The 651-nt window shown below is 75.3% G+C and carries 1 protein-coding gene; it reads left to right on the forward strand.

What is annotated here, in order from left to right; genetic code table 11:
* The coding region (locus D7Y13_RS48905) for a DNA 3-methyladenine glycosylase 2 (protein ID WP_147452670.1) at nucleotides 1–651 on the forward strand (651 nt) is incomplete at both ends.

Consider the following 651-nt stretch of genomic DNA (forward strand, 5'->3'; position numbering starts at 1 on the left):
CCTCCACGGTGCCCGTCGTCACCCTCTTCATCCCCTACCGGCCGCCCTATGACTGGGGCTCGATGATCTCCCACCTGGAGGCCCGCGCGCTCACCGGCCTGGAGCTCGTCGAACCCGGGCGCTACCTGCGCACCGTGACCCATGCCCTCGGTCTCGGCTCCGTGGAGATCACTCCGGCCAGGGGACTCGACGGCCTGCGCGCCACCCTGCGCGTCAGCGACGTGCGGATGCTGCCTCCCGTCATCGCTCGGATCCGGCGCGTCTTCGATGTGGGCGCGGACGTGGACGCCATCCACGCGCACCTGTCGCGGGACGCGCTGCTCGCACCCCTCGTCGCCGCCCGCCCTGGCCTGCGCGCCCCCGGCGGGTGGGACGGTTTCGAGCTGGCGGTCCGCGCCATCCTGGGCCAGCAGGTGACGGTCGCCGCCGCGCGGGGCCTGGGCAACCGCCTCCTCGCGACCTTCGGAGAGCCCCTGGGCCCGGAGTCCACCGGGGACGCCCGCCTCCAGCGCGCCTTTCCCCTTCCCCAGGCCCTCGCCGCCGCGGACCTCTCCTGCCTGGGCATGCCGGCCTCCCGGGCCCGGACGATCTCCGCCCTCGCGGCGGAGGCCGTGGCCGACCCCACCCTGTTCCAGCCCGGCCCCTCCCTGA

Source organism: Corallococcus praedator (assembly GCF_003612125.1).
GTDB lineage: Bacteria > Myxococcota > Myxococcia > Myxococcales > Myxococcaceae > Corallococcus > Corallococcus praedator.